Genomic DNA, 23,994 nt, shown 5'->3' with positions numbered 1-23,994 from the left:
AGAATTATAAATGGAATTAAGCAATTACGACTCTTTTCCACAAGAGATACCGTTAATCATAGAAGATGACATATTTTTATACCCATTTATGATTGCACCACTTTTTTTAGGTGAAGATGCAAATGTAAAGGCAGTTGAAAATGCCATAGATACCAATAAATTAGTTATAGTCAGTGTCAGTAAACCAGGACACGAAGGGCAAAGAGAAGAGAACAGTTTTTATGATGTCGGTGTGGTAGGAAATATCATGCGGAAAGTTACCCTTCCCGATGGAAAAATTAAAGTTTTGTTTCAAGGGTTAGCGAAAGGTAAAATTGAAAAGTTCGATATTGATAATCCTACTTTTGCCTATGTTGATATAATAAGACCAGATGCGTATGAAGAGGAAAAAATTGTCTCTTTGATTGATGTTTTACGAGAACAAGTGAAAAAATTGTCAAAAATAAATTCAAAATTTCCCGTTGATTTGATTAAAACCATTGATGAAAACAATGATCCCGTGCGAATTGCTGATCTTATTTCATCGGTTTTAAGAGTCAAAAAAGAGGAAGCGTATCAACTTTTTTCTGAAGTCAATGTTGAAGATCGAATCATTAAAATCATTGAGACCATTAAAAAAGAGATTGAGAGTTTTAGAATTCAAAATGAGATAACTCAAAAAGTCAATTCTAAAATTGAAAAAACGCACAAAGATTACTTTTTAAAAGAGCAAATTAAGGCGATACAAAAAGAGCTTGGTACGGACAATAAAAAAGATCAAGAGATTAAAATATATAAAAGGAAGTTAAAAAAACTCAAACCTTTTATGTCTAAAGATGGCTATAAAGAGACCAAAAAACAGATTGAAAAACTCTCAAGAATGCACCAAGACTCACCCGATGCATCACTGTTACAAACCTATATTGAACAAGTATTAGAGATACCTTTTGGGCAAAGCAGTAATGCTGAAATTTCAGTCAGCAATGTGGAAGAACAACTCAATCGTGACCACTACTCCTTGGAAAAAGCCAAAGAGAGAATTGCTGAGTATTTTGCTGTTAAAGAGCTGCTTGAAAAACGTGGAATTAAAGATGCCAGTTCTAAAGGGACCGTGCTTTGTTTTGTAGGACCTCCTGGTGTGGGTAAAACTTCGTTGGCCAACTCTATTTCAAAAGCACTTCAACGACCACTTGTGCGAATTGCATTGGGTGGAATGGAAGATGTGAATGAATTAAGAGGGCACAGACGAACCTATGTGGGGGCAATGCCCGGGCGACTTGTCAAAGGTTTGGTTGATGCAAAAAGCATGAATCCTGTTATGGTTTTAGATGAGATTGATAAACTGGGCGCCAATCACAAAGGGGATCCAAGTGCAGTAATGCTTGAAATTTTAGACCCTGAACAAAACAATGAGTTTCGAGATTTGTATTTGAATTTTGCCATTGATTTATCGCAAGTTATTTTTGTGGCAACTGCCAATGATGCCAGAAGAATTCCCCCTGCACTTAAAGACAGAATGGAGTTTATTGAAATCTCTTCATATACACCAAACGAAAAATATCATATTGCCAAAGATTATTTGATCCCACAAGAGCTTCAACGTCATGGTTTGAAAAAGAGTGAAATTTCACTCTCTCGACCAACCATTGAGTTGATTATTGCAAAATATACACGAGAAGCAGGGGTGAGAAATTTAAGACGAGTTTTCTCAAAACTTTTCAGAAAAACGGTTAAAAAACTCTTGAGTGATGAGAGTGTAAAAAAAGTCTCTATCAATACGCAAAACTTGGTGAAATATTTAGAACAACCCATTTTTGAGATTGACCCAGCCGATAAGAAAAATGCCATTGGAATTACCAATGGATTAGCTTGGACGGCAGTCGGTGGGGATGTATTGAAAATTGAAGCCATTAAACTCAACGGAAAAGGGGTGCTCTCTTTGACTGGAAACATGGGTGATGTAATGAAAGAGTCAGCACGAATTTCACACAGTGTGGTCAAAGTTTTAATTGACAATGGAAAAATAAAAATACCACAAGATATTATTCCTAAAACACCTGCTGAAAAAGAGGAAAAAGTCAAACTGGATATCAGTGAAATATATAAAAGAAACGATATTCACTTGCATATTCCAGAAGGAGCAACGCCAAAAGATGGACCAAGTGCTGGTATTACGATGGCAGTGACGATGGCTTCAATTTTAAGTGAAAGAGAAGTTCACTGTGATTTGGCGATGACAGGTGAGTTAACACTTACGGGAAAAGTTTTACCTATTGGTGGATTAAAAGAGAAACTAATAGCTGCGTATAAAGCCAAAATGACCAAAGTATTAATTCCAAGAAAAAACTTTCAACGAGATTTGGAGGATATTCCTTTTGAGGTTAAAAAATTCATTGAAATCAAACCTGTTGATACCATAGAAGATGTTTTAAAAGAGGCCTTGGTTTAAACCTATGCGACGCTCTCGTGTAAGTAGAAGCCAAGGACAAATCATTAACAACTTTTTTACCATTGTAACGATTGTCATTATGACAGCCGTTATTGTTTTATACAGCAAATATGTTCTCCAACCAAAAGCACAAAAAGCCAAAATAAACTCTGGCTTAGCGTGTCAAGAAAGCCATTACACTGCCGATAAACTTTTTGAAAAAGCGTTAATAAAAGAGTCAATTACGTTGCTTCAAGAAGGAAATTATGTCATTAATGGGGGTTTTATTCTCTCTGAACATATGCCAACAGCAATTGAGAAAAAGATTGCACTCAAAGATATTGACAAACTTTTTTTGGATACAATCAAAACAGAACAAAATAAAAATGTTCAAAAATTTCTTAATATCAAATATGAAGTCATTGAAAATGATAAAAATGACCCCGGAAAGAAAAACGAGTCATGTAAACTCAATGCAGGCTCTCTTTTAACCTCTTTTCGCTTAAATGGTAAAGAGGTGTATCGAATGTACACCGATTTTAATCAAAGCACACTCAATGAGATTAATGAGCGTGTTACATGCACAATGGAAGCGTTTAAATACAATGCAAAATTATAAAAACTTAACTTTAACCAATGGCATTATTGCTCTTACTGTTTTGATGTATGTGGTACAAATCAATATACAACATGGTGCTCTTTTAATGGGATTAAATGCCTATTTTATTGAAGGAAATTTGTGGTACCAACCTCTCTCTACCATGTTTACTCATGGAGGCATAGGGCACTTGGGGATGAATATGTTCGTTTTATACCAATTTGGTAACCTCATTGAAACCTATCGAGGCAAAGGGCAACTCTTCTTTTTATATTTTGTGGGAGGAATTTTAACCTCTTTATTCAGTTTTGCATTTATGTATTCTGTGGGGTTTAATCATAACTTAATAGGGGCTTCAGGTGCTATTTGTGTGTTGTTGGGTTATGTGGCGTTAATAGACAAACGACAACGAAATGGCATCATTACTTGGGTGTTGCTCATCTCTGTTGCTCCCATTTTAATTGGCTTACCCGTGGCTTGGTATGCACACTTTATTGGTTTGGCAATAGGCTTTATTTTGGGATTCATCCGACGATAACTGGTTAAAAAATCTTCAAACACGCGTACCAAAATCAGTTTGGTTTACTTGGGCATTTTACTCTCCTTTATTTTTATTTCTATTTTATGTTTCTTATTGTTTCTTTCTGTACATATATCAATAAATGCTATGCAAATGCTACTTTTATCATGTGAATATCATTTCCTTTACTTATGATTTGGTCTGAAAAAAGAAGGAGAATTTATGGAGATAAGTACACAGGCCCTTTTTGCTGCACTTCCTATATTGGTTGCAGCAATATTATTGGTTGGATTTAGGTTACCCGCTAAAAAAGCGATGCCCGTTGTTTTTGTAGTAACGGCACTGGTAGCTTTTTATGTATGGCAAGTGAGTTTTAATAGAATAGTTGCCTCATCTGTTCAAGGTTTTTTGATTACCATAGCGGTTTTATGGATAATATTTGGTGCCATTTTATTGCTCAATACACTGAAACACTCAGGTGCCATAAAGGCCATCAGAGAGGGGTTTAATAATGTAAGCCCAGACAGAAGAGTTCAAGTAATTATCATTGCTTGGTTATTTGGTTCATTTATAGAAGGTGCCTCTGGGTTTGGAACAACGGCTGCCATTGCAGCCCCACTTTTAGTTGCAATTGGTTTTCCCGCTATGGCTGCTGTTATGATAGGTATGATGATTCAAAGTACCCCTGTCTCTTTTGGTGCAGTGGGAACGCCTATTTTAATTGGGGTTGATAAAGGTTTAGATTCTCAAAGTATCAGCAACACTTTACACGCTGTTGGTTCAAACTGGGATGCATATTTACAACTCATTACAAGTGAAGTTGCCATCATTCATGCCATTACAGGAACATTTATTCCTCTGTTTATGACTTTGATGATGACACGGTTTTTTGGTCAAAACAGATCATGGACGGAAGGTTTATCTATCTTACCCTTTGCTATTTTTGGTGGATTAGCTTTTACCATTCCTTATGCCCTTACGGGTATATTTTTAGGAGCGGAGTTTCCTTCTATTATTGGTTCTTTAGTGGGTCTTCCTATTGTAATCTTTGCTGCTAAAAAAGGTTTTTTAATTCCTAAAGACAGTTGGGATTTTGCTCCAAAAGAAAAATGGCCAATCAGTTGGGTATCTAAACTTGAAATGAATATGGATGCCATGAATACTAAAGTTGATATGTCGTTGACAAAAGCGTGGATACCTTATATACTTGTTGCTGTTATCTTAGTCATCACAAGAGTATCAGATGAAGCAAAAGCGTTAGCTAAAGCTTGGGTAATCCCTTTCAAAGATATTTTGGGTGAGGGATTAAACTACTCTATTACCCCTTTATATTTACCGGGTGGAATATTAATATCTGTTGTATTAATCACTTTTTTCTTACATAAAATGGAAGTTAAAGAGATGAAAGAATCGTTTTCGGAGTCTTCAAAAGTGATGTTAGGTGCAGGATTTGTACTCGTATTTACAATTCCATTGGTCAGAATCCTTATTAACTCTGGTGTAAACACTGCTGGTTTTGATTCTATGCCAGTAGCCATGGCAAATTTTGTGGCACATTCTGTTGGGGATATTTTTCCCCTCTTTTCTCCTATGGTTGGGGCTTTAGGTGCCTTTATTGCAGGAAGTAATACGGTTTCAAACATGATGTTAAGTCAATTTCAATTTGGTGTTGCCAATGCTCTTGGACTTTCAACAGCCCTTATGGTATCTCTTCAAGCTGTAGGTGCTGCTGCTGGGAACATGATAGCCATTCACAATGTTGTTGCAGCATCGGCTACGGTTGGATTACTTGATCAAGAGGGTGAAACCATCAGAAAAACGATTATTCCTACGCTGTATTATTGTTTGGTTACGGGAATGATTGGTTTAATTGCCATGTACTTTTTGGGAATAACAGACCCTTTAGTAAAATAAACGTAAAAAGGAGAGATTTTTCTCCTTTTTAATGACACTGAATTCAAGCCCAACAAGGGGAAGAGAAATTTTTTTTGAATTCTTATAAGAAAATATGCAATGATTATTTAAAAAAGAGCATATAAAATGACATAAAACCAAGAACTACGGCAATGCCAATCCAGACATCTTTGATTTTGATGGTAGGATTTAAAATGCCACAGTAGGGGCATTTTTTTACGTTTGCTTCAATTTCACGCTTACAATTTCTACAATTTTCGATGTTAAGTCCTTTTAAAAATGAAAATATACTCTCTTTGTATGCAGAAGTCAATATTACTATATGCAATTTAATTTCAATTTGCAATATTTTTAGCTATACTTCTTTTATGATATTACATTTAGATTTAGACTGTTTTTTTGTCTCCGCACATCGTACTTTAGATAAAACCCTCATGGGCATTCCCGTAGCTGTTGGTGGGCGAAGCAATTTAAATATATTTGACCGAAAAAAAGCGCAACGATTTATCAGTGCGAACAGTGGTGCCTTTGTCAGTTCAATCATCAGTAACAGTGATGAGAGCAATGAAGAGTATTTTAAAGATAAAGATGGACGTATACGGGGCATTATTACTACATCGTCATATGAAGCCAGAGCCTTTGGTGTGAAAACGGCCATGAGTGTGAGTGAAGCGTTGCAATTTTGTCCACGACTTAAAATGATAAAACCTCATTATCCACTTTACCATGAACTTTCTCATAAACTCGCTGTTTTGTTGTCCAATAAAATGCCTTATGTGGAGCAGTTCAGTATTGATGAATTTTTTGGTGATGTCACAGGCTGGGTTGATGATAATGATATGTATGAATTTGCATTGAGTTTGAAAAAAGAGATTCAAGAGAAGTTGGATTTGCCCATATCTATTGGGGTGGCACACTCAAAATGGATTGCAAAACTCGTAACGGAGTATGCCAAACCTTTTGGGGTTAAGGTGGTTAAAAAAGAGGAAGAAGCCGCTTTTATTAAAGATATTCCCATTGAAGTTTTTCCTGGAGTGGGCAAAGGGTATGCTGCAAAATTGCATGGTTATGGCATATTTAAATTGGGAGAAATCAAAGCCAAAAAAGAGTTGATGTACTCTTGGAAAAAACCAGGGATACAACTTTACAATCGTATTTGTGGAACAGACAATGAAAAAATATCGTACTATTGCGATGAGTATGCTTTACGTAAATCTATAGGAATAGGGCGCACCTTTGATCCCATACAAGAAAGAGAAGAGCTGCGGCGACGTATTGTAATATTGTGTCGTTATTTGAGTTTTTTAGTGCAAAAACAAGAGGTCAATCCTCAAACTTTTTATATGAAAATACGGTATGAGTACAGATCAAAATCGAAAAACTATCTGCATACCAACCGACTGTTTGGTGAGAACTATTTTAAGACACAAATGCTGAAACTCTTTGAAACAATTGATATTCATAAAACGCATCGTGTCATACAAATCAATATTGTGGTATCCAATTTTAATGAATTTAATCCAAAGAGTTATGATATTTTTGAGTATGAAAATGATTTAAAACAAAAAACGCTCAATCAAAGTATTCAACATTTGCGCAGTAAGTTTGGCATTGATATTATAAAAAATGCCAATGAACTCTAAAAACTATTTGCATTTTTCACTTAAATCTTCTAACTCCAAATTGAGTGCATTCGAAGAGATATAGACTTCCCACAATGAAATACATAAAGAGATACACATGGTAATCAAACTTAAGCCAAATATCTTTTTTCCGATGATATAAAAACCTAAAAAGAGACTGAACATCGAAATGGTGCATAAAAGCATTGAAACTACGCCAAAAAATTGCATCCATTTGGTCAATTCCAGCCTTTTTTTAAGATTGGCAATTTGTCCTTTAAGACTTGCTGTTGGGTGCTCTTTTGCTTGGGTACTGATAGAACGAATGAGTTGTCCCGTTGTTAAAAAACGGTTAGTATATGCCAAAAGAAGCAGTGAAATTGCAGGAAAGAGCAGTGCGGGTGTTGAGATTTCAATTTCCATAAAAACCCTTTAATATTTTTCTCTTATTGTAACAAAATCTTAAGAAAGAAACCGTAAATATAAAAAAATACAAGAATTGAATTAATAATTTACATACAGTAGGTAATTAATTAACATAATTATTGTAAATTAATATCATAATATAACTAAAATAAAAACACAATTCTGATAAAATAGAGGAATATTAACTTCAAAGGAGATAGTATCAATAAGTCAGCATATAAAACCGACTATGAAGTAGGTCAAGATAATGTCGAAATTTTAGGTATGGATATTCATAATCCAGTGTTTTTTTTAAGTGCCATTTTAATTGTACTGTTTGTGATTGTTACCATCATGTTCCCCCATATTTCAAAAGAGTTTTTAGATGGAGCAAAATGGTGGACAATAAACCATTTTGATTGGTTATTTATGGGGGCATCAAATTTTTTTGTAATTTTTTGTTTCTTATTGATTTTTCTGCCATTGGGTAAAATACGTTTGGGTGGCAATGAAGCAAAACCTGAGTTTTCAAGAGTTTCATGGTTTTCTATGCTTTTTGCAGCAGGCATGGGAATAGGGCTTATGTTTTGGAGTGTGGCAGAACCCATTGCCTATTATACCGCTTGGTATAAAACCCCTTTGGGCGTAGAGCCTTTTACCCCAGAAGCAGCCTCCTTAGCAATGGGGGCAACGATGTATCATTGGGGCGTTCACCCTTGGGCAATTTATGGTGTTGTGGCACTCTCCTTGGCATTTTTTTCTTACAATAAAAAACTGCCATTGACTATTCGTTCTGCTTTTTATCCTCTGTTAAAAGAGAAAATTTGGGGATGGCCGGGGCATTTAATCGATTTATTGGCCGTGTTAGCTACGATTTTTGGTTTGGCTACCTCTTTGGGCTTAGGTGCTCAACAAGCGGCAAGTGGCTTAGACTATGTTTTTGGAATTGGCAAGGACATTAACATACAAATAGGCATCATTATTTTTATTACTGCCATTGCAACCATTTCAGTCGTTCGTGGTATTCATGGCGGGGTTAAATTATTGAGCAATCTTAATATGATTGTGGCAGTGATTGTTTTGTTGTTTATTATCATAGTAGGTGCTTCAACCCACATTTTTTCAATGTTTTTTGATACGTTTGTCAGTTATGCAAAAAATATTATTCCATTGAGTAATTTTGTGAATCGTGATGACGAAGCTTGGATGCATGGTTGGACGGTTTTTTATTGGGCATGGTGGATTTCATGGTCGCCATTTGTAGGAATGTTTATTGCCCGTGTTTCCAAAGGAAGAACGGTTCGTGAGTTTATGATTGCTATTTTGGTCATTCCCACATTTATTACCATGATTTGGATGAGTGCCTTTGGTGGTACAGCGTTAAAACAAGTTCAAAATCATATTGGAGAATTGAGTGATGGAATTTCTACTGTCTCCTTAGCAATGTTTCAAATGTTTAATAACTTAGCTTGGTCTTCAACGCTTTCTGTTTTAGGTATTATTTTGGTGCTTATTTTCTTTGTCACGAGTTCAGATTCGGGTTCATTGGTGATTGATTCTATTACCGCAGGAGGAAAATTGGATGCTCCCATACCACAAAGAGTTTTTTGGGCGACGATGGAAGGGTTAATTGCAGGTTCACTTCTTTTTGTTGGTGGCAAAGATGCTCTTTCTGCTCTTCAAGCAGGCGCCATTACCACAGGACTTCCTTTTACCATAGTCTTACTCTTTATGTGTTTGAGTTTATATAAAGGCTTAAAATCTGAATCTAAAGTTTAGTATTTTTTGACTACGGATAAAGATTTTTCATAAAATAAAGAGTAGGGCACTTAAAAGCTATCCCACTCTTCATCGTGTGAATTCTTTTTTGAAGCAGTTGTTGTCGTGTTTGTTTTTGGTTTTACGGCTTCACTTTTACTCATTTTGGGTTGGGTGGGTTTCTCTTTAGTTTGACTTTTTGTACTGCTTGTGCTTTTAATTTCTTGTTTACCAATAAACTCTTTTTTATTGGTATCCGCAACAATTATTTTTGCTATTTGATCGGTCAATTCAGATATTTTATGCGTTTGTGTTGCTATGTTAGCATTTTCTTGGGTTTGTCTGTCAAGCGAACTGACGGCATCATTGATTTGTTCAATACCTGATAATTGCTCTTTACTTGCATTTTCAACGTTGGATATGAGATTGATGGTTTGACTGATATTTTCATTTAAATCCCCATACCCTTTAATCATAATTGTGGCAATATCTTTTCCTTGATTGGCTTTATCTTTTGCGTTTTCTACAAGTTTTTTAATCTCTTGTGCGGCTTGGGCTGAACGCGTTGCAAGATTTCTTACTTCTGCTGCAACAACGGCAAACCCTTTTCCTGCTTCTCCTGCTGTTGCTGCTTCCACTGCTGCATTAAGAGATAAAATATTTGTTTGAAAAGCGATTTGATCAATAACCGAAATGGCTTCATTGATGGCTTTTACTTGATTGTCAATATCTTCCATTGCTTCGGTTGTTTGATGGGCAAGTTTCTCCCCTGTTTGAGCAGAAAGAGTTACATCCTTTGCTAAATTTGACATTTTAGCAATGCTTTGAGTAGTTGAGCGAATATTGCTTGTAACTTCTTCTAAAGCAGAGGCGGTTTCTTCTAAACTTACAGCTGCTTTGGTTGAAGAGGCATTTAAAATATTGACATTTTTAAGCAACACACTTGAACTCTCTTCAAGAGTCAGACCATTCTTCATATTTTCGACCAACATATTAGTAATTTCTTTTCCCAAAATATTGACATTTTGAACTAAAATCGCCAATTCACCCTCTAAATTGTCGCCATTGGTTGTTTTGGTAAAATCATATTTAGCATAACTGTTAAGGGTACTTAAGATTAAACTGATATTGGCATTGAGTCCTTTTAACATATCATTAAAAACATTTCTTAACTCTAAAAGTTGAGGGTTATTGGGATTTGCATCAATTTTACCACGGAGTTTTCCTTGTTTTATTTCATTGGAAATATGCACAAATTGTGATACCGTATTGCTGTCTGCAATCAAACCTAACTTGATTTTATCAATATTTTCATTGATGATTTTAGCCATAATTCCAAATTCATCGAGTTGTTTAACTTCAAGATGTTCGGCTTTAGTTGTTTTTTGTGAGAGGAAATCAAAAAAGCTCAAAATTCCTTTTTGAGTGGTGTTGATTTTTTTTCCAATGCTGTTGCTGACAAAATAAGAAAAGAGTACAGCCATCATAAAAATTAGGAGGGTAATGGAGACTACTTTAATGATTAAGGCATTCAGCGCAGAAGCAATAAAACTCACATCTATATCAGCACCAAGCAGATAGATTTCTCCATTTTTAGAGGTTCTAGAAGACAAAAGCGAGTAAAAATGGCCATATTTATCTGTGTTTTCTTCAGTAAATTGATGATTGGGTTTAAAACCATTTACAATCTCTTCACTGGCATCATATTCTGTCATAAATTCATCATAATCTTTGTTGGCAAGTTCTTCATCGGTTGCACTTGATATTACGGTATATATCTTATCGTCTTTTTTTACCATTAAATAGACATATTCTAAGCCAATGTTTTTAGCATATTGACTGAGTTTTTTTAAGTGTATTTCAAAGTCAGCTGCTTCCATTGGAGTTTGGGAAGTATATGTATCAATAAACTCATTACCTAAATATAAATCAAGCCCATTAATTCCACTGTTCAATCGATGTTCAATGGAATCAAAAAAAGTCTGTTTTTGACTAAAATAGAGAAAAAAACCAAAAAAAATACTGGCAAAAAAAGCAATAAATAGAAGCGATAAAAAGATTTTTTGTTTAACCGTAAGTAGCATCATATTTCCTTAAAAATTTATTCGATAGTTTAGCCTACTCATTCTAATAGTTTGTTTATATTTTTTTTGACACATTTAAAGGGAGTTTGAAAAGAGGAGTGTGAAGTTAAATCTAAAAGCAGAGTACTTGAAGTACTCTACTTTTTACAGTTGTCTCGTTTGACTTGTTGAATTGTCCAGAAAACTTCTGAAATGGATTCATCTAAAGAGTGAGAGATCTCTTTTAAGGCAATATTTGAGCTTTTATTTGCATTTTCATTGATAAGATTTTGAACGCCTTGATGCACTTGCGCATGAACGCTTTTGAGTTTTTCCCAATTGGGTGTGGTGGTGAATATTTTTTTGTTTTGTTCGGCTTTATCCATCCATTGACCTAATTTACACTCATGTTCAGTTGTAACTCTCCATTGTGCTTTTGAACCCAATTTAACACAGTTATCGTTTTTAAAGTTGATATGATCCAGTTTAAGACTGTTTAAGAGCGAGGTTAAATGTAAATCACACACTTGCTCATTGGCTTTTGGATCATATTTGGCATGATTTGATATCTCAATGAGGTGAGCAGAAAGTGTCTCAATCTCTTTGGCCATATTGTCAATACTCGTTGCCGAAGCCGCATTTTTTTGAGTATCTTCATCCAATTGGGTGACAGCGGTATTGATTTGTTCAATACCCGCTTGTTGCTCTTTGCTCGCTTCTGAAATATTGGCAATTAATTCAATGGTATTGGAAATATCGTTGTTGAGTTTTTGATAACCCACAATCATATCCGAAGCAATTTTTTTCCCATGGTTGGCTTTGTGTGTGGCTGATTCGACAAGATTTTTAATCTCTTTAGCGGCATCGGCACTTCTTGTTGCCAAATTTCTCACCTCTGCTGCAACAACGGCAAACCCTTTTCCTGCTTCTCCAGCGGTTGCTGCTTCAACAGCGGCATTAAGAGATAAAATATTTGTTTGAAATGCAATTTGATCAATGACGGTAATGGCTTCATTAATGGATATAACTTCTTTATTGATATCTTCCATTGAAGCTACGGTTTCATTGGCAAGTTTTTGTCCATTGGAAACAGAGACATTGACATCTTTTGCCAATTCTGACATCTTTTGAGTATGGCTGGTGGTATTAATAATGGTACTGGTAATCTCTTCTAATGCCGCTGCCGTCTCTTCTAAAGAAGCCGCTTGTTCATTGGATGAAACCGATAAATCATCGGATGATTTTCTTAAGAGCACAATATTTTTATTGAGTGTATTGGCCGTAATAGTAATGAGAGCAATGAGTTCAGAAATGCTGCTTCCTAAGGTACGAATACCCAATATAAGTGAACCTGTTTTACCACTTAAGCCTTTAGTACTGACCTCAAAAGAGAAATTTGAGTTTCCATACTCGGTAAGTATTTCAAGTGAGTAGTCCAGATCTTTATTGAATTTATGCATACTTTCATTCAGTAAGTTTGAGATTTTTGCAGTATTCTCATTTTTTGATTTTTGTGTCACCGTAAACCCCAAAAGTCCAATTTTTAATTTTTCTAATACATCAACAATTTCATTTATAATAACATGATCTTCATCTTCTTTGTGATGATTCTCATCTTCATGCAGATTTAATGTCGCATTTAAGTTCTCCAAGGCAGTTATCTTTTTAACCAAGCCCAAAGCAATTAAAATCAATGCAATAACAATAACAACTGCTGTCATTATGAGTAAAATATTTTGAGTTAAAGAAAACCCAATCAATACTCCTAAAGAGGCAATGATAACCAATACCCAAACACCATTTTTCATATAAATCTCCTACCTAATATTCTTGCATGATTATAATGGGTTAAAATAATAAAGAGATAAATTTATTACCTTAATATGACAATAGAGTTATTGCTATTTTATGGTAAATTAAAAGTATGAATCCGTTATCAAGAAGAGTTGTAGGAAAAAATTGTTTAAAAGTGGTGCGACTGGAGGGATTTGAACCCTCACACCGTTAAGCACGAGCCCCTCAAGCCCGCGTGTCTACCGTTCCACCACAGTCGCATTGTAATTGAGATTTGAATAGTATCTAAAATATATTTAAAATAGTTTTAAACAGCTGTTTTTAGATAAAAAAAGGGTCAAGAGAAAAACTCTTGACCCTTTTGAGTGTTATTAAATCTGTAGATTTAAAGATTACCCTAAAAATGGATTTGCATATAATGCAATCATAGCAACAACAAGTGCATAAATAACTTGTGCTTCGATCATCGCTAAAGCAATGAACATTGTTGTCATTAATTTTCCACCTAAACCTGGGTTTCTAGCAGTACCAGCAATAGTTGCAGCAGCAGTATTACCCATACCAATAGCACCACCAAGTGCAGCAAGACCTAATCCAATTCCAGCAGCAACTACAGAGTATGCTTTTAAAGTTTCATTAACAACTGCTTCGTCAGCAGCAAATACTACACCAGCAAGAGCCAGCATTAAAAGAACGATTTTTTTCATTCCAGATTCCTTATATTTTTTATTTCTACAAAGTCTGTTCGGCTTGCGTATCCCTACTTAACACTTTGTTCGTTGGCATTATACATAAAGAACTTTTAAAGAGAGTTTAGATGACTCTTTTTTGAATAATTAAAAGATTTTTTTTGATTTTATTTCAAAAAGTAACAACAATCGAACGCTTCATTAAGAGAGTGTTTGAGTATATTCTTGTATAATCATTTTTTATTCAAGGAGTCGTTATGAAAAAGATGTTTGTTATACTCAGTGGTGTTATTATATTGATTTTTTTAACTGTTTATATATTTTTATTTACAAAATTTGGGAATGAACGTCTCTCTTCTGTGATTGAAAACAGCGTCAATAAAACAGGGACAATAGATTTTAAATTTGATACATTTGTTCTTACTACGGATAAACTCGATGTTGCTGCAACGATTGATTCCACTTCTCTTTTATCGATTAGAGGGGATATTTCACCGTTTAAGTTGAAATTTAATGTTGATTTTAATGTGGACATTAAAGATTTATCGAAACTTGAAAAGTTCACTGCTCAAAAACTCAATGGACCTTTTAAAACCTCTGGGAACATTGGCGGAAACAAAGATTTACTTTTAATTAAAGGTGTTGCAGATGATTTTGGAAGCAGCATCAAATATGATGTGGTGCTTAAAAACTTTGAACCCACCAATATTGATTTTGCAGGGCAAAACATTCAAATTGAACAACTTTTATATACACTCAATCAACCCAAATATGCAACAGGCCAAATTGACCTTGAGGGGAATATTACCAATGCCAATATTGACCATTTAGCCGGTAGAATTAAAACAGATATTAAGAATGGAACCTTAAACAGTAAAGTTCTCAATGACGCTTTTAACTTAAAATTGCGCTCAACAAAACAGTTTAGTTCAAAAATTGATACCACTTTAAAACCAAGATTGATTGAAAACAAAATTGATTTGTTCACCTCTTTTGCCAATGTTTTTATTCAAAATGCCAGTTTAAATCTTAACGATAACTCCTTGAACTCTGATTATAAAGTGGTTATTGAAGATTTAAATAATTTGTATGACTTAACAGAGATGAAGATGTTGGGAAAATTGGAAGTCGATGGTGTTGTGACGAAGAACAAAGATTTAACCGTTTTAGGAAATTCTCAAACGTTAAATGGTGTGATAGATTTTAAACTGTTTAATGATGATTTCAGTGCCAATGTAAACAGTATTGATGTTTTAGAAATGACTAAAATGCTGACTTACCCAAGTGTTTTTGATTCAAAAGCCAGTGCAACAGTCACATATAATTTGTTGACACAAAGTGGGAAAGCAACAGCCAAACTTCTTAATGGTCAGTTTGTAAAAAATAAATTTTCATTTTTGATTAACACCTTAGCCAAATTTGATTTGACCAAAGAGATCTATAAAAGTGTAGATATCACCAGTGATATAGAGAAAAAAATTATACAATCGGTTGTGAGCATGAAAAGTAACAGCACTCAAATTGATGTACCTCAAAGCAGACTTGATTTAGAGAGTAAAACCGTTAATGCGCTTGTAAAACTCAATATCAAAGGGGCTAAAGTGGATGCTAAAATCAAAGGTGAAATGAATGCACCAGATATCAGCATTGATGCCAATGATTTACTCAAACAAAAAGCCAAAGATAAATTAAAAAAGAAACTCAAAGAGAAACTTAACACGGATGACTTAGACGGACTTGTGAATCAACTCAAAAAGCTTTTTTAAACGAAACAAACAGACATTACTTACTAATTTTAATAACTATTATCAATATTAAGTTAAAATAAAGGAAAGTAATGTTTTAATTTCATATCTAAATGATAATAACAATCATAATTAAGGAAAGATATGAAAAATTTGAAGTTACTTATTTCTGGAATAAGTGTGGCTGCGGCCTTAGTTTTGTCTGGGTGTACTCAAAGTAATCTGAAAGAACCAACTGAAAGTACAGATATTGTAAGCACGTATGCAAATATTGCAACAAAAAATTACAACGATGCACTTAACGATGCAAAATTGTTGCAAACAGCAATTTATGCCTTTACAAACAATCCAACGCAAACAACGCTTGTTGGCGCAAAAGATGCGTGGATAAATGCCAGAGAATCGTATGGTCAAACCGAAATATTCAGACTTTCAAATGGTCCAATTGATGCAGAAGAAGGATGGATAGAAGAAGCGTATGGTGCAAAAGAGGGGCAAGTAAATGCTTGGCCTTTAGATGAAAACATGATTGATTATACCATTGATGCCAATGGGAAAAAGACCTCTGGAAACATCATTGACACCATTGGAAAATTTAATCCAGGTGGAGAAGAGAGTAAAATAGTAGATGTTACTACCATTACAAAAGATGCCTTAAGTGATTTAAATGAAAATGGTGGGGAAGCCAATGTCAGTACAGGGTATCATGCCATTGAATTTTTACTTTGGGGGCAAGATCAAGATTACTCAAACTTTATAAAAGATGCGGTAACTCATGGTGATATGGTTGCGGGTCAAAGACCGTTAAGCGATTATACAACCGACAAATATGCTTCACGAAGAGCGGCTTATTTAAAAGCAGTTGCAGATAAATTGGTTGATGATTTAACGCTGGTTGCTTCTGCATGGGAGAATAATGTTGATGGGACAAAAGGGTTATATAAAGCAGCATTATTGGACAAATTGGACAAAAATAACAGCGATAAAAATATTGACAGAAAAACGGCTTTAAGACAAATCTTTGCAGGAATGGGTGTTTTTATTAAATCAGAATTGGCCAACGAACGAATTGCTGTTGCCGTGTTAACACCAAGTGAAGAAGATGAACACTCTTGCTTTTCTGATAATACGCACAGAGATATTGCTGTGAATTATCAAGGGTTTAAAAATGCGCTTTTAGGAGAGTATGAAGGTAAAAAATATGGTCCAGCACCGATTGATGCACTGGCTATCGAAGATAAACAAAGAATTTTGGACTTAATGCATTCAATTGAAGAGAAAATTGCTTCTGTAAATGAAGTGGCAAAAACTTCAAGACATTTTGACAGACAAATTATTTCAACTGATCCACAGTCAAAAGTGATTGTAAAACTCAAAAATCAAATGAGAAAATTGGGAGATGAAATGGTTACGATTGCTCGTGCCAATGGAGTTGATCTAAGTGTGGATGATGTCACTGATTCTGAAGAGACAAAACTCTAAGTTTTTGATATGAATACAGTAATAAAAACCTTTACTCTTGTTGCTTTAATGGCAACAGGAGTATTTGCCGTTGAAAGTGTCACTGCTTCTAAAAATGGTTTTACACAATCGTACTCAAACCTAACTTCGGATGAAATTGATAGGCACATGTTGGGAAAAAGTTTTTTCAGAATCCCTTGGGTGGAAGCCCCCAGTGCAACAACAGCAAGAGATGGCTTGGGTCCTTTGTTTAATGCCAACTCCTGTATCAGTTGCCATCCCAATAATGCACAAGGAAGTGTCTACACCAAGGATGGTTTAATCAGCAGAAGTATGGTGGCACGATTATCCATAGATGCCAATGATTCATTGCAACATCAACAATATATGCAACAACAAGGTTTTGTCCCCGATGAAGTGTATGGTGGGCAACTCTCTATTAATGGGGTCAAAGATGTTCCTTATGAAGGAAAACTAAAAATCACTTATGAAGAAAAACCCATTCAATATCCCGATGGAAGTGTGGTCTATTTGCGTGTACCAACGTATGAATTGATTGAGTTAAACTATGGAAAACTCAATGCGAATACTTCGATCAGTGTGCGAAAAGCACCTGCACTTATTGGGCTTGGTTGGGTTGATCAAATTTCTGATGAAGCAATTTTGGCCAATGAAGATGTGGAGGATAAAAACCACGATGGCATTTCTGGGAAAGCAAATCGAGTCTACTCTTTTGAAAAAAAAGGTTTTGCCGTGGGAAAATATACCTATAAAGCCAGTGTACCAACGGTGAAAAATCAAATTGCCAATGCCTTTCACAACGACATGAGTTTGACCACCAAATTTCATTTGAAAGACAATTGCACCAAAACTCAAAAAGCGTGTTTGAATGCGCCTAAAGCGTATGATGCGATTGATGTTCCAAATAATCGATTGGATGCGATTGATTTTTATTTGAAAACATTGAAAATTCCTGTAGTTGAATCAAAAAATCAAGAAGGGAAAGCACTTTTTGATGCTTTAGGGTGTGCGTCTTGTCATATTCCTTCGTTTAAAACAAACAACAAAGAGCGTGTTTATATCTACAGCGATTTTTTACTGCACGATATGGGTGACGCCTTAAGCGATGGAAGGGTCGAATTTGATGCGCAAAAATCTGAGTGGAGAACTGCCCCATTGTGGGGAATTAACAGTTTAGAAAAAGCCATTGGAAAAGCGGTTGATTATTTGCATGATGGACGTGCAAGAAGTTTAGAAGAGGCCATTTTATGGCATGGTGGTGAAGCATTGAATGCCAAAAACAGTTTTATGCACTTAACGAAAAAACAAAGAGAATCGTTGATTGAATTCTTAGGAGAATTATGAAAAAAATATGGTTTATAATGGCTGTGTTTATCTCAACACTGCTTGCTGATAATGCCAGAGAAAATATAATAAATGAAGTTTTAATAAAAGATACAAAAGCAGCAATTCAAAGCAGCAATTCACTCTTGGATTTGCTGCACAAAAAAAGTTCAAACAGTGCAATCAAAGAGGGTTTTAATGCGTTGGTTTTCAGTTGGAAAAAAGTCGAAACCGTTTATGTAGCAGGTGAGTTGGAACATGATGCCATTGATATTCCCAGATACATTGATGTTTTTCATAACTTAAAAGAGGATTTGAATGAGCAGATGCAACGCGTAAGAGACTCCAAAGATGACGTGAGTATTGCGTTGTTTAAAAACTCTTTTAAAACCATCAATGCGTTGGAGTATATTCTTTTTTCAGAAAAAACCATTTCACCAAGAGACACAAAGATTGCACAAGCCATCGTTGAAAACATTAAAGTACAACTTGAAGATATTTTGGCCGTGTATACTCAACAATCAAAACAACTTTTAGAAGATGAAACTTTCTCAAATGGGGTCATTATGAATGCCTTAGTTGAGAGCTCATATAAACTCAAAGAGTGGCGAGTTGCTGATGTTGCTGGGGTATCACTGAAATATAAAAATCAAGCCAATCTGCAAAGAGCAGAGTATGGGTTAAGCCACAACAGTGTCAATGCCATAAGAGCTATTTTGTTGGCCCATCAAGAGGTTTTAGATGCCAAAGGTTATTACGATTTTGGAGATATGTATGAAAAAATTCTCACAGACAATGAGGTGCAAACCACACGAAATATTTTAAACGATGCCCTTAAAAAACTCTCTTTGATTCAAAACGATGATTTAACATCAAAAGAGGCAAAAGATTTTTACGAAGCTGCCAATGCTTTGTACAACAACTACTTTATGTCGTTGATTCAAAATTTGAAAATCACCTCTAAAATTTTAGATGCAGATGGAGATTAAGAATGGATTGGATTGCTTTTGATTATTTTATAGACTCAAATAAAAGAGTGTTTTATCTTTACTTATTAAGTTCAATGCTCATAACAATCGTCTATTTATACAATAATAGAAAGCAAAAACGAGTTTTGTTGAGTTCAAAATTGTGGTTGCATGAGAGTGCAAAACTGGATTATGTCTATTTTGTAGTGAATATCTATATTAAAGCGTTGCTTATTTTACCCCTGGTTGTGGGGGCAAAAGAGATCACTTTTTTTGTTTATAAAGAGTTAATGGCAATTTTTGGTTATGCCTCTTTTGATCTGTCGTATGGTTTGGTTGTGACGTTATATACCTTATCTATTTTTATTTTCAGTGATTTTACACGGTATTGGGTGCATCGGTTGTTACATAGTATTCCTATTTTGTGGGAGTTTCATAAAGTGCATCACAGTGCCAAGGTATTGACTCCGTTTACATTTTATCGGGTTCATCCCATAGAGAATTTGCTGTTTGGATTTCGTTATTCAATTACTGTTGGGGTAATAACTGGCATCTTTTTTTACTGTTTTGGCGCTGTTTTGGATTTTTATACCATATTAGGAGTAAATGTGGTGGTGTTTGCTTTTAATTTATTGGGTTCAAATTTAAGACATACCCATGTGAAACTGAAATATTTTACTTTTTTAGAAACCATTTTAGTCTCTCCGTATATGCACCAAATTCATCACAGTACAAAATATTTTGACAAAAATTATGGGGGCTATTTGGCCATTTGGGATTATTGGTTTAAGAGTTTAAAAAAATCACATGAAGTTGAAGTCATGAAATTTGGTTTAAATAAAGAGCAGATGAAAGCGTATACAACGGTGTTACAACTTCTGTTCACGCCATTGAATAATATTATAAATAAAAGGGGAATAATTGAAAAAATTAAGATATACAGCACTGCTTTTTTGTCTTCTGTTAAGTTCGGTTTATGCAGACGATAAACGTGCAAGTGAAAATTTAGGCAAGGTACTTTTTTTTGATAAAAATTTATCTAAAAACAGAACACAAAGTTGTGCCACCTGTCATAATCCAGAAGCGGGTTTTGTAGACAACAGAGATAATGGAGTTGGTTCACAAGCTTCATTGGGAGATGATGGAAAATCGTTGGGAAACAGAGAAGCTCCAACGGCATCATACGCTATGTTCAGTCCAGAATTTCATTATGATAAAAAAAAGAAAGCGTATGTTGGTGGGCAGTTTTGGGATGGAAGAGAAGCTACACTCGCAGGACAAGCCGGTGGACCACCGTTAAATCCCATTGAAATGGGCATGAGCAATAAACAAGAGGTGGTAAATCGTTTATTGGAAAATGCCTATTATGTTCAAACGTTTAAAACACTTTTTGGAGATGACATTTTTAAAGATGTCAATTTGGCTTATGAAGCTATGACCAAAGCAATAGAGAGTTTTGAAAAAACAGATTTTTTTGCCCCTTTTGACTCCAAATATGACCGATATTTAAAAGGTGAGTACGATTTAACGGTCTTAGAAGATTTGGGGCGATCACTCTTTTTCTCAAATAATAACAATTCGTGTGCTTCGTGTCATGTGTTTAAAGGAGAAGATAAAGAGGGTGAAACGTTTACCAATTATGAGTACAGAAATATTGGAACACCTTCCAATAAAAGGTTAAGAGCCAAAAATGGAAACAGTGAAGTTGACAGTGGTTTGTTGGAAAATCCTTTAGTAAACAATCCAGAAGAGAAGGGAAAATATAAAGTACCTACACTGAGAAATGTAGCCGTCACAGCACCGTATATGCACAATGGCGTTTTCAAAGATTTGCGTACAGTCGTTGAATTTTATGACAAATATAATAACCAAGAACGTACTCTTAACCCAGAAACAAATCAACCTTGGGAGGAACCAGAAGTTAAAGAGACCATTGCAACAGAAGATTTAAAAGCCCAAAAACAAAGTGAGAGAAAAATTGATGCATTGGTGGCATTTTTAAAACTGCTTACGGATAAACGATATGAACACTTAATAAAAGAGTAAAAAAATAACTTTTAACATTGTGTGAACGTAATTTATAAGATATAATTAAGTTCACACAAAATTTAGGAGTTAATATGTCAAAAAAAGTATTAATAACAGGTGGAAACAAAGGTATCGGGCTGGAAGTTGCAAAGATTTTTTTAATAATGGAATATGAAGTTTTTGTTGTTGCCAGAGATTTCGAGAATTTTGAACTGGGTGGTTTACCTCATGTGACAGAAATTGAGGCCGATTTGGCCAATTTAGATAATATTCAATTCATTGTTGAGGCCGTAGGTGATATTGATGTCTTAATTAACAATGCTGGTTTTATGCAGCCACACATTACGTATGATAACTATACTGCACAAGATCGAGAAAAGATGATGAATGTAAATCTGTATGCTCCTGTTGAGTTGATGAATGCATTCTCAAAATCGATGATAAAAAATAAATCTGGAAGAGTTGTCAATGTGGCATCAATTGCAGGGCAAATTGGACACCCTGATGTTTGGTATGGTATTGCAAAAGCAGGTTTAATTAATGCCACAAAAATCTATGCTAAACTTTTAGGAAAAGAGGGGATTGTTGTCAATTGTATTGCACCAAGTCCTGTTGAAACGGCTATGCAAAATTCAAATTCTAAAGAGCGAATTGAAGAGTTTAAAAAAACTGTTATTACAGGAAGATTTGCCCAACCAACAGAAGTGGCACGAACCATTGTTTGGCTCGCAGTGGGTTGTCCTGACTATATCAATGGCACTTGCATTGACATTAATAATGGCTCTTATCCAAGATAAAAGCCCTCAGCGATTTTTAGTTGCTGATATCTGATTTACTGTCGCAAAAGTGCTCTCGAATGGCTATAAATTCGTCGACATGTTCAAAGAATATGTCAACGAGTTTTGCTTCAAACTGTTTCCCTTTCTCTTCTTTAAAGAGTTTAAATATATCTTCATCACTCCATGGTTCTTTATATACTCTCATGCTTCCTAATGCATCAAAAACATCAGCAAGTGCGGTGATTCTTCCATAAATGTGAATCTCTTCACCTTTTAACCCATTGGGATAGCCTTTACCATCCCATCTTTCGTGGTGCTCAATTGCAATAATGGCAGCGGTTTTAAGCAACTCTCTTTTTGAAGATTTAAGCATATTGTATCCAAGCGTTGTGTGCTCTTGCATGAGTTTGTGTTCTTCTGGGGTATATAAACCCGGTTTATTTAAAATAGAATCGGCAATCCCAACTTTCCCAATATCATGCATAGGAGAGGCTTGTCGTAACATTTCTGCCTCTTTTTCATCCATACCATAATACAATGCAAGAAGTTTGGTGTATTCAGCAACTCTTTTAACATGATTGCCTGTCTCTTCACTTCGTCTCTCCCCAATGGCACCCATGGTAAAGATAACCTCTTTTTGGGTATCTTCAATTTCATTCATCAACTCTTCAATCTGCTTAGTGGCATTACTGACTCGGGTTTCTAAATGTTTTTTATAGGTATCTAACTCTTTATTGAGCTTAAAAATCTCTTTTTCATGAGTAATGTCTTGTCTGATTGCACTGTATCCTATGATGTCATTATCTTCATCAAAAATAGGCGTAATGGTTGCTGCTACATAATAAAAATCGCCATTTTTCTTTCTGTTTTGTACCTCACCTTTCCAAACATGTCCTGCTTGAATGGTTTCCCACATATCTTTAAAAGACTCTTTTGGCATATTGGGATGTCGTACGATATTGTGAGGTTGACCTAAAAGTTCCTCTTTTGTGTATCCCGATATTTCAACAAAGGCATCACTGGTATAGGTAATAATTCCTTTTAAATCTGTTCTTGAAGCAATAACATTTTTACTGTACGCTTCTATCATCTTTTCAAATTCAATATTCTGTGTGCTGATTTTATCGTGCAGTATTGAGGCAGTTTGGATGTTCTCATTGATCGATTTTGCCATTTGACCAAACTCATCATTGCTTTGAATATTAATGGGTTCAATACTGTATTTTCGATTGGACAAAAATTTAAAGAAGGAAAAAAGACCCTCTTCAATTTCATGAAGTGGCAGGATAATGGTATTATGGAAAAATTGTTTTAAATAGAAAGAACAAAGAATAAGCGAGAGCACAACAACAATAGAGAGATAATAAATGTATTGAATGGTTGTATCTAACCTTTGCGATATGCGCTGAGCAGCTTTTTCAAATAGGTTTTCTAAGGCATCAATGGCATGAAGTGCTTTTAAATCATCATGCACTTTATGTGTTATATTGAGTTTTTCACTGAGTTTTTCACTGAGTTTTTCTTTATAGTAATTCATTGAATTTTCAATGACTTCCAAATATTGAAGCTCTTCACTGGTGTAAGGTAATTGAAGATACTCTTTTTTCAGATGTTGAAATTCAAAATAGTTCTTTTGAAATTTTTCTAAATATATGGGGTCTTTTGTTAATAAATAATTTTTATAATCATGTACCATTCCCCCATACCCAATTTGGGATTTTATTTTAGAAATAATTAAAACTTTACTTTTGATATTTTGATCATATATATTCCATTTTTGTTTAACATCATTGGCAAAGATAACTAAGATAATGTGAAAAATAATATAGATTGTTAGTATAACGACTGTCAGTGAGAGTAGTTTATCTTTTATAGTTGTATTACTGTACACCAAAAACC

18 protein-coding genes, 1 tRNA gene and 2 pseudogenes are annotated in these 23,994 nt (G+C 34.8%); 13 read left to right on the top strand and 8 right to left on the bottom strand.

The window, feature by feature from the left end; genetic code table 11:
• Positions 1-10: 10 nt before the first annotated feature.
• From lon to ACNI3C_RS00725, 4 genes are all read left to right on the top strand, one after another.
• Complete coding sequence (gene lon, locus ACNI3C_RS00740; RefSeq protein ID WP_419770352.1) at positions 11-2,428, top strand: endopeptidase La; 2,418 nt, start codon at positions 11-13, stop codon at positions 2,426-2,428.
• Between the two features lie 4 nt (positions 2,429-2,432).
• Entirely contained in the window at positions 2,433-3,026 is a 594-nt protein-coding gene (locus ACNI3C_RS00735; protein WP_419770351.1) for a hypothetical protein, read from the top strand.
• Positions 3,013-3,543, top strand: a complete 531-nt coding sequence (locus tag ACNI3C_RS00730; RefSeq protein WP_419770350.1) for a rhomboid family intramembrane serine protease — start codon at positions 3,013-3,015, stop codon at positions 3,541-3,543. Before ACNI3C_RS00735 ends, ACNI3C_RS00730 begins: the two co-directional genes overlap by 14 nt.
• A 204-nt stretch (positions 3,544-3,747) precedes the next feature.
• Positions 3,748-5,439, top strand: coding sequence for an L-lactate permease (locus ACNI3C_RS00725; RefSeq protein ID WP_419770349.1), 1,692 nt, complete (start codon positions 3,748-3,750; stop codon positions 5,437-5,439).
• A 103-nt stretch (positions 5,440-5,542) separates the two neighbouring features.
• Here the strand turns inward: ACNI3C_RS00725 and ACNI3C_RS00720 are convergent, their stop codons facing one another.
• Positions 5,543-5,767 (bottom strand): hypothetical protein, encoded by a 225-nt coding sequence (locus ACNI3C_RS00720; protein WP_419770348.1) that lies wholly within the window; start codon positions 5,765-5,767, stop codon positions 5,543-5,545.
• 40 nt (positions 5,768-5,807) lie between these two features.
• On the opposite strand from ACNI3C_RS00720, the gene ACNI3C_RS00715 reads away from it, so the two are divergent.
• Positions 5,808-7,082, top strand: a complete 1,275-nt coding sequence (locus ACNI3C_RS00715; protein ID WP_419770347.1) for a DNA polymerase Y family protein — start codon at positions 5,808-5,810, stop codon at positions 7,080-7,082.
• 3 nt (positions 7,083-7,085) lie between these two features.
• On the opposite strand, the gene ACNI3C_RS00710 is transcribed toward ACNI3C_RS00715, so the two are convergent.
• Positions 7,086-7,484 carry a DUF2721 domain-containing protein gene (locus tag ACNI3C_RS00710; protein ID WP_419770346.1) on the bottom strand — a complete coding sequence of 133 codons (399 nt, stop codon included), beginning with the start codon at positions 7,482-7,484 and terminating at the stop codon, positions 7,086-7,088.
• Between the two features lie 285 nt (positions 7,485-7,769).
• Here ACNI3C_RS00710 and ACNI3C_RS00705 point away from each other — a divergent pair, with 285 nt between their 5' ends.
• A complete protein-coding gene (locus tag ACNI3C_RS00705; RefSeq protein ID WP_419770345.1) occupies positions 7,770-9,245 on the top strand; it encodes a BCCT family transporter in 1,476 nt (491 codons plus the stop codon).
• Between the two features lie 50 nt (positions 9,246-9,295).
• Here ACNI3C_RS00705 and ACNI3C_RS00700 read toward each other — a convergent pair.
• The 5 genes and pseudogenes from ACNI3C_RS00700 to ACNI3C_RS00685 form a co-directional block, all read right to left on the bottom strand.
• Positions 9,296-9,994, bottom strand: a pseudogene (locus tag ACNI3C_RS00700) (methyl-accepting chemotaxis protein); the annotation flags it as partial.
• A gap of 1,451 nt (positions 9,995-11,445) precedes the next feature.
• The gene (locus ACNI3C_RS12875) at positions 11,446-11,898 is read right to left on the bottom strand and encodes a CZB domain-containing protein (RefSeq protein WP_490722734.1); all 453 of its coding nucleotides are present in this window, start codon (positions 11,896-11,898) and stop codon (positions 11,446-11,448) included.
• 14 nt (positions 11,899-11,912) lie between these two features.
• A pseudogene (locus ACNI3C_RS12870) lies at positions 11,913-12,372 on the bottom strand (methyl-accepting chemotaxis protein); the annotation flags it as partial.
• Positions 12,373-13,257: 885 nt separating this feature from the next.
• Positions 13,258-13,341 (bottom strand) — tRNA-Leu (locus ACNI3C_RS00690).
• Positions 13,342-13,473: 132 nt separating this feature from the next.
• A complete protein-coding gene (locus ACNI3C_RS00685; RefSeq protein ID WP_419770344.1) occupies positions 13,474-13,788 on the bottom strand; it encodes a F0F1 ATP synthase subunit C in 315 nt (104 codons plus the stop codon).
• Positions 13,789-14,027: 239 nt separating this feature from the next.
• On the opposite strand from ACNI3C_RS00685, the gene ACNI3C_RS00680 reads away from it, so the two are divergent.
• The 7 genes from ACNI3C_RS00680 (at position 14,028) to ACNI3C_RS00650 (ending at position 22,113) form a co-directional block, all read left to right on the top strand.
• Entirely contained in the window at positions 14,028-15,536 is a 1,509-nt protein-coding gene (locus ACNI3C_RS00680; protein WP_419770343.1) for a hypothetical protein, read from the top strand.
• A gap of 123 nt (positions 15,537-15,659) precedes the next feature.
• Complete coding sequence (locus tag ACNI3C_RS00675) at positions 15,660-16,997, top strand: imelysin family protein (protein WP_419770342.1); 1,338 nt, start codon at positions 15,660-15,662, stop codon at positions 16,995-16,997.
• A gap of 9 nt (positions 16,998-17,006) precedes the next feature.
• The gene (locus tag ACNI3C_RS00670) at positions 17,007-18,341 is read left to right on the top strand and encodes a di-heme oxidoreductase family protein (protein WP_419770341.1); all 1,335 of its coding nucleotides are present in this window, start codon (positions 17,007-17,009) and stop codon (positions 18,339-18,341) included.
• Positions 18,338-19,309: an imelysin family protein gene (locus ACNI3C_RS00665; RefSeq protein ID WP_419770340.1), complete on the top strand. Its 972-nt coding sequence runs from the start codon at positions 18,338-18,340 to the stop codon at positions 19,307-19,309. Before ACNI3C_RS00670 ends, ACNI3C_RS00665 begins: the two co-directional genes overlap by 4 nt.
• 2 nt (positions 19,310-19,311) lie before the next feature.
• Complete coding sequence (locus ACNI3C_RS00660) at positions 19,312-20,277, top strand: sterol desaturase family protein (protein ID WP_419770339.1); 966 nt, start codon at positions 19,312-19,314, stop codon at positions 20,275-20,277.
• Complete coding sequence (locus ACNI3C_RS00655) at positions 20,210-21,334, top strand: cytochrome-c peroxidase (protein WP_419770338.1); 1,125 nt, start codon at positions 20,210-20,212, stop codon at positions 21,332-21,334. Before ACNI3C_RS00660 ends, ACNI3C_RS00655 begins: the two co-directional genes overlap by 68 nt.
• 74 nt (positions 21,335-21,408) lie before the next feature.
• On the top strand, positions 21,409-22,113 hold the full coding sequence (locus tag ACNI3C_RS00650; RefSeq protein ID WP_419770337.1) for an SDR family NAD(P)-dependent oxidoreductase: 705 nt from the start codon (positions 21,409-21,411) through the stop codon (positions 22,111-22,113).
• A gap of 16 nt (positions 22,114-22,129) precedes the next feature.
• Here ACNI3C_RS00650 and ACNI3C_RS00645 read toward each other — a convergent pair whose 3' ends face one another.
• Positions 22,130-23,986: an HD domain-containing phosphohydrolase gene (locus ACNI3C_RS00645; RefSeq protein ID WP_419770336.1), complete on the bottom strand. Its 1,857-nt coding sequence runs from the start codon at positions 23,984-23,986 to the stop codon at positions 22,130-22,132.
• Positions 23,987-23,994: the final 8 nt, after the last annotated feature.

It is taken from the genome of Marinarcus sediminis (SeqCode), from assembly GCF_048571275.1.
Classification (GTDB): domain Bacteria; phylum Campylobacterota; class Campylobacteria; order Campylobacterales; family Arcobacteraceae; genus Marinarcus; species Marinarcus sediminis.
Note: the sequence above shows the minus strand (reverse complement) of the source record. Positions and strands in the feature narration are given on the sequence as shown.

What these genes read in the sequence shown, in the direction of transcription:
- ACNI3C_RS00660 (WP_419770339.1), top strand. Translation starts at nt 19,312, where the DNA reads ATGGATTGGATTGCTTTTGATTATTTTATAGACTCAAATAAAAGAGTG.
- ACNI3C_RS00670 (WP_419770341.1), top strand. Translation starts at nt 17,007, where the DNA reads ATGAATACAGTAATAAAAACCTTTACTCTTGTTGCTTTAATGGCAACA.
- ACNI3C_RS12875 (WP_490722734.1), bottom strand. Translation starts at nt 11,898, where the DNA reads ATGGCCAAAGAGATTGAGACACTTTCTGCTCACCTCATTGAGATATCA.
- ACNI3C_RS00665 (WP_419770340.1), top strand. Translation starts at nt 18,338, where the DNA reads ATGAAAAAAATATGGTTTATAATGGCTGTGTTTATCTCAACACTGCTT.
- ACNI3C_RS00675 (WP_419770342.1), top strand. Translation starts at nt 15,660, where the DNA reads ATGAAAAATTTGAAGTTACTTATTTCTGGAATAAGTGTGGCTGCGGCC.
- ACNI3C_RS00680 (WP_419770343.1), top strand. Translation starts at nt 14,028, where the DNA reads ATGAAAAAGATGTTTGTTATACTCAGTGGTGTTATTATATTGATTTTT.
- lon (WP_419770352.1), top strand. Translation starts at nt 11, where the DNA reads ATGGAATTAAGCAATTACGACTCTTTTCCACAAGAGATACCGTTAATC.
- ACNI3C_RS00730 (WP_419770350.1), top strand. Translation starts at nt 3,013, where the DNA reads ATGCAAAATTATAAAAACTTAACTTTAACCAATGGCATTATTGCTCTT.
- ACNI3C_RS00710 (WP_419770346.1), bottom strand. Translation starts at nt 7,484, where the DNA reads ATGGAAATTGAAATCTCAACACCCGCACTGCTCTTTCCTGCAATTTCA.
- ACNI3C_RS00650 (WP_419770337.1), top strand. Translation starts at nt 21,409, where the DNA reads ATGTCAAAAAAAGTATTAATAACAGGTGGAAACAAAGGTATCGGGCTG.
- ACNI3C_RS00725 (WP_419770349.1), top strand. Translation starts at nt 3,748, where the DNA reads ATGGAGATAAGTACACAGGCCCTTTTTGCTGCACTTCCTATATTGGTT.
- ACNI3C_RS00685 (WP_419770344.1), bottom strand. Translation starts at nt 13,788, where the DNA reads ATGAAAAAAATCGTTCTTTTAATGCTGGCTCTTGCTGGTGTAGTATTT.
- ACNI3C_RS00735 (WP_419770351.1), top strand. Translation starts at nt 2,433, where the DNA reads ATGCGACGCTCTCGTGTAAGTAGAAGCCAAGGACAAATCATTAACAAC.
- ACNI3C_RS00715 (WP_419770347.1), top strand. Translation starts at nt 5,808, where the DNA reads ATGATATTACATTTAGATTTAGACTGTTTTTTTGTCTCCGCACATCGT.